The following is a 4,706-nucleotide window of genomic DNA, read 5'->3' on the forward strand; positions in this document are numbered from 1 at the left end:
GATCCGCACCGTGGCCAGCGTCGCTACAGGAGCGGTCGTCGCTACCGCGCGGCTCGCGGCGTCCGTGTTCGGCCGCGGCGGCGCGAGCGCCAAGACGAAGTGAGGGCTCAGCCCTTCGCCGGGATGGTGAGGCCCCGCTTCACCGCCGGCCGCGCCAGGCCGCGCTCGAGCCAGTCGGCGACGATCGGGAAATCATCGAAGCCGACCAACTCGCGCGCTTCGTAGAAGCCGATCAGGTTGCGCACCCAGCCCAGCATCGATACGTCGGCGATGGTGTAGTCGTCGTCCATGATCCACTTGCGGCCCTTCAGCCGCGTTTCGAGCACGCCGATCAGCCGCCGCGATTCGTCGCGGTAACGCTCCAGCGGCCGCTTGTCGGCGATTTCGCGCCCGGCGAATTTGTGGAAGAATCCGACCTGCCCAAAGATCGGACCGATCGCCGCCATCTGGAAGAACACCCACTGTATCGTCTCGTAGCGCCGCGCCGGATCGGCGGGCATGAGCTTGCCGGTCTTGTCTGCCAGATAGAGCAGGATGGCGCCGGACTCGAACAGGCCGATCGGCTTGCCGCCCGGACCGTCCGGGTCGATGATCGCCGGTATCTTGCCGTTCGGGTTGAGCGACAGGAATTCCGGCGTCCAGCTCTCGTTCTTGCCGATGTCGACATAATGCGGCTCGTAGGGTAGGCCGATCTCCTCCAGCGCGATCGACACTTTCACGCCGTTGGGCGTCGTGGCGGAATAGAGTTGCAGGCGGTCGGGGTGCTCGGCCGGCCAGCGCTTGGCGATCGGAAAGGCGGACAGGTCGGTCATCGGAAACTCCGGATGCGGATTGGCGCCGGGCGGCGCCTGTGGCGGGTGAGCAAAGAATTAGGACTCCGGCCAGCCGGGATCAATACACGGCGAAAACGGCCAGCCGTGCACACAGAGTCAACCGACTGACCGGGATCAGACCGCCTTGAAGGCCAGCACCGCATTGGTTCCGCCGAAGGCGAAACTGTTGCTGAGCGCGGCGCGCACCTTACGCTCGCGTGCCGTGTTCGGCGTCACGTCGAGGTCGCATTCCGGGTCCGGCTCGCGGTAATTGGCGGTCGGCGGCACGATGCCGTCGCGGATCGCCATCACGCAGGCGATCATCTCCAGCCCGCCCGAAGCGCCCAGGCAATGCGCATGCATCGACTTGGTCGACGATACCGAAAGCGAACGGGCATGGTCGCCGAAGACGCGCTTGATCGCCGCTGTCTCGATCTGATCGTTGGCCTTGGTACCGGTGCCGTGCGCGTTGAGATAGTCGACGTCTTCCGGGTTGAGCCCGGCATCCGCCAGGCAAAAACGCAGGGCCGCTTCCGGTCCCTCGACGGTCGGCGCGACGATGTCGGAGGCATCGGCCGAAAGCCCGACACCGGCGATTTCGGCCAAAATGGTGGCGCCGCGCGCCATCGCGTGATCGTAGCTTTCCAGCACCGCCATGCCGGCGCCTTCGCCGAGCACAAGGCCGGCACGGTCGGCCGAGAACGGCCGGCAGGTGTCGGGCGAAAGCACTCTCAGCGCCTCCCAGCCCTTCAGCACGCCCCACACCAGCGGCGCTTCGGTGCCGCCGGCGACCATCACGTCGGCGCGGCCGAGCCTGATCTGGTCGACGGCCGAGGAAATCGCATGGTTGGCCGACGAGCAGGCCGACGTGGCGCCGAAAACAGGGCCGCGCAGCCCGAGCGCCATGCTGACCTGGCCGGCGGCCGCGCCCGGCATCACTTTCGGCACGGTGAAGATGGCGGCACGGTTGCGCCCTTCGAGCAGGATCGCGCGGTAATTCTCCTCGATGGTCTCGAAGCCCGCGACGCCGATGCCGACGATCGCGCCCATCCGGTAGGTGTTGTCCGCATGCGCGGTCAAGCCCGATTGCCGCATGGCTTCCCGCGCCGCGATCACCGCCAGCAGGCTGAAACGGTCCATCGACACCACCTGCTTGCGGTCGATGCCATGGTCCGGCAATTGCTTGATTTCGCAACCGGTCTTGACCTTGAGGTCATGCAGCGACGGATTGTCGATAGGGCCGATGGCCGAGCGGCCGGCGCGCATGGCGTCCCATATCGCCGGCGCATCGTTGCCGAGCCCGCAAATCCCGCCAATACCGGTGATGACGACGCGTTTTTGCATGCAGTCAGGCTTTTTTCGCGATCAGTTCGCGAACCGCCTCGACCATGTCGCCGACGTTCTTGAGATTGCTCCAGGCGTCGACCGTGTTCATCTCGATCTCGATGCCATACTTTTCCTCGAGATCGAAGATGATCTCGGTCAACTCCAGCGAATGGATGCCCAGCGTTCCGAGATCGGTGCTGGCGGTGATTTCCTCGCCGCCGGTGTCGGCATGCGCTTTGATCTTTTCGATGATCTCGGTCGTCAGTTGGTCAGCCATTCGGTTCCTTCCCTGTCGTTTCCCGACGCCAACTGATCAGCGCCCTTTTGATCCCCGGATCCAACAACGCCGTTGCCCTTACCTCGCCAGACATCGCGCGACCGCTCCAGGGTGGCTTCCCTCTATAGAAACCAAAACGATGTCAAGCAACAAGCGATATATCGACAAAGCCGCCAGAGTGCTTAACCTGCAATCGTGGACACGATCGAGAACGCCCTGACATCCCGGCCCGCCTTGCCTTTGGCTGCCACTCCTTTGCCCGCCGCGCAACGTGTTGCCGGGCGAGCCAGGCTTTTCTGCGGCAAGAGCGACGGCCGGACACGTCTGCAGCGGCTCTACCAGGACGGATCGGCCAAGATCCGCATGCCGGCGGTGGAAGGCGATCCGCTCGAAGCGGTGCTCATCAACACGGCCGGCGGAATGACCGGCGGCGACCGCCTCGGCTGGACGATCGAGGTCGGCGCCGGCGCCTCCGCCTCCATCACCACCCAGGCCTGCGAGAAGGTCTATCGCGCCGCCGCCGACAGGGCCGAGACAAGCGTCGGCCTGCGGGTCGCCCCTGGCGGGCGCATCGCCTGGTTGCCGCAGGAAACCATCGTTTTCGACCGCGCCGCCTTCGCCCGCACGCTGGATGTCGAGCTTGGCGACGATGCCGAGGCATTGATGCTCGAAGCCACGCTGTTCGGCCGGCTGGCTATGGGCGAGCGGACGGTTCAAGGCAGTTTCCATGACCGCTGGCGGGTCCGCCAGGGCGGCGCGCTGATTCATGCCGAGGATTTCCGGCTCGGCCCGGATATCGCGGCGACGCTCCAGCGGCGGGCGGCGACCGGCGGCGCGCTTGCCGTTGCCACGGTGCTGCTCGTCTCGCCGCAGGCGGAAGACCTGCTGGACAAGGTCCGCACCATCGTCGGCGATCCAGGCATCGGCGGCCCCGTTATCAGTGGCGGCGGCGGCGCCAGTTTCTGGAACGTCGGCCGATCTGGCAAGCTTCTTGCGAGGCTCTGTGCCGGCGACGGCTACCAGCTCCGCAAGCGGCTGGTTCCGCTCGTCGAACTGCTCAATGGACGGGCGGGCCTGCCCAAATTGTGGTCACTCTGATCTGAGATACCGGGACATTGCATGAATCTTACGCCGCGTGAAAAAGACAAGCTGCTCATCGCCATGGCGGCGATGGTGGCGCGCAAGCGCCTGGAGCGTGGCGTCAAGCTCAACCATCCCGAAGCTATCGCCCTGATCACCGACTTCGTTGTCGAAGGCGCGCGCGACGGCCGTCCGGTCGCGGAACTGATGGAGGCGGGCGCCCATGTCGTCACCCGCGCCCAGGTCATGGACGGCATCGCCGAGATGATCCACGACGTCCAGGTCGAGGCGACGTTTCCCGACGGCACCAAGCTGGTCACCGTGCATGAACCGATCCGGTGAGGAGGAAGACCGATGCTGGAGCTCAGGCCCAATTGCGAGTGCTGCGACAAGGACCTGCCGCCGGAGGCGACCGATGCCTTGATCTGCACCTTCGAATGCACCTTCTGCGCCGACTGCGTGGACACCGTGCTGGGCGGCGTCTGCCCCAATTGCGGCGGCAATTTCGCGCCGCGGCCGATTCGGCCGGCGGCCAAGCTGACGAAATATCCGCCGTCGACCAAACGCGTGCTCAAGGCCGAAGGCTGCGCGCGCAGGGTCGCGTAACCACATGATTTGGAAGGGCAGAAAGATGATTCCCGCTTCGACGAAACGAACCACACTTGCCGCGATCCTTTTCCTGGCGGCCGCCATGCCGGCTTACGCCCATGTCGGCGCAGGCTCCACCTCGTCCTTCGCCGCCGGTTTCGCGCATCCGCTGTCCGGGCTCGACCATATGACCGTGATGATCGCTGTCGGCCTGTGGGCGGCGCTGAAGGGCGGCAAGGCGGTTCTTGCTTGGCCGCTTGCCTTTGTCGGCGTGATGCTGGTTGGCGCAGCGCTCGGCATGCTGCATGTGCCGGTGCCCTTGGTGGAGCCGGCTATCCTCGCTTCCGTCGTGGCGCTCGGGCTGCTGGTGGCGCTGGCGATCGACCTGCCGGTCTCCGTCGGTGTCGCCATCATCGGCCTGTTCGCGCTGTTCCACGGTCACGCCCACGGCACCGAAGTGCCGGAGAATGCCGCCGGACTGGACTATATGGCGGGCTTCGCGGTGGCCACGGCGCTGCTGCACGGCATCGGCATCGCGGCGGCTCTCAGCCTCGGCCAGCGCTTCCGCGGCCTCGTGCGTGCCGCCGGCGCCGCGTGTGCTGCGGTCGGCATCGGCCTCGCCC

7 protein-coding genes are annotated in these 4,706 nt (G+C 66.0%); 4 read left to right on the forward strand and 3 right to left on the reverse strand.

Annotated features, from left to right (window positions below):
• Nucleotides 1-107: 107 nt before the first annotated feature.
• The 3 genes from EOD07_RS23345 to EOD07_RS23355 all read right to left on the reverse strand — a co-directional run bounded on the left by EOD07_RS23345 (nucleotide 108) and on the right by EOD07_RS23355 (nucleotide 2,415).
• Nucleotides 108-812, reverse strand: coding sequence for a glutathione S-transferase N-terminal domain-containing protein (locus EOD07_RS23345; protein WP_040987107.1), 705 nt, complete (start codon nucleotides 810-812; stop codon nucleotides 108-110).
• Nucleotides 813-947: 135 nt separating this feature from the next.
• On the reverse strand, nucleotides 948-2,156 hold the full coding sequence (locus EOD07_RS23350) for a beta-ketoacyl-[acyl-carrier-protein] synthase family protein (protein WP_127237137.1): 1,209 nt from the start codon (nucleotides 2,154-2,156) through the stop codon (nucleotides 948-950).
• A gap of 4 nt (nucleotides 2,157-2,160) precedes the next feature.
• Nucleotides 2,161-2,415, reverse strand: a complete 255-nt coding sequence (locus EOD07_RS23355) for an acyl carrier protein (protein ID WP_041003067.1) — start codon at nucleotides 2,413-2,415, stop codon at nucleotides 2,161-2,163.
• 255 nt (nucleotides 2,416-2,670) lie between these two features.
• Here EOD07_RS23355 and EOD07_RS23360 point away from each other — a divergent pair, with 255 nt between their 5' ends.
• The 4 genes from EOD07_RS23360 to EOD07_RS23375 all read left to right on the forward strand — a co-directional run.
• On the forward strand, nucleotides 2,671-3,513 hold the full coding sequence (locus EOD07_RS23360) for an urease accessory protein UreD (RefSeq protein ID WP_245470423.1): 843 nt from the start codon (nucleotides 2,671-2,673) through the stop codon (nucleotides 3,511-3,513).
• A gap of 21 nt (nucleotides 3,514-3,534) precedes the next feature.
• Nucleotides 3,535-3,837 (forward strand): urease subunit gamma, encoded by a 303-nt coding sequence (locus EOD07_RS23365; protein WP_041003069.1) that lies wholly within the window; start codon nucleotides 3,535-3,537, stop codon nucleotides 3,835-3,837.
• A 12-nt stretch (nucleotides 3,838-3,849) separates the two neighbouring features.
• Entirely contained in the window at nucleotides 3,850-4,101 is a 252-nt protein-coding gene (locus tag EOD07_RS23370) for a DUF1272 domain-containing protein (protein WP_041003806.1), read from the forward strand.
• A 25-nt stretch (nucleotides 4,102-4,126) separates the two neighbouring features.
• On the forward strand, nucleotides 4,127-4,706 hold a 580-nt coding region (locus EOD07_RS23375), incomplete at its 3' end, for a HupE/UreJ family protein (protein WP_164772455.1).

It is taken from the genome of Mesorhizobium sp. M2C.T.Ca.TU.002.02.1.1, from assembly GCF_003997225.1.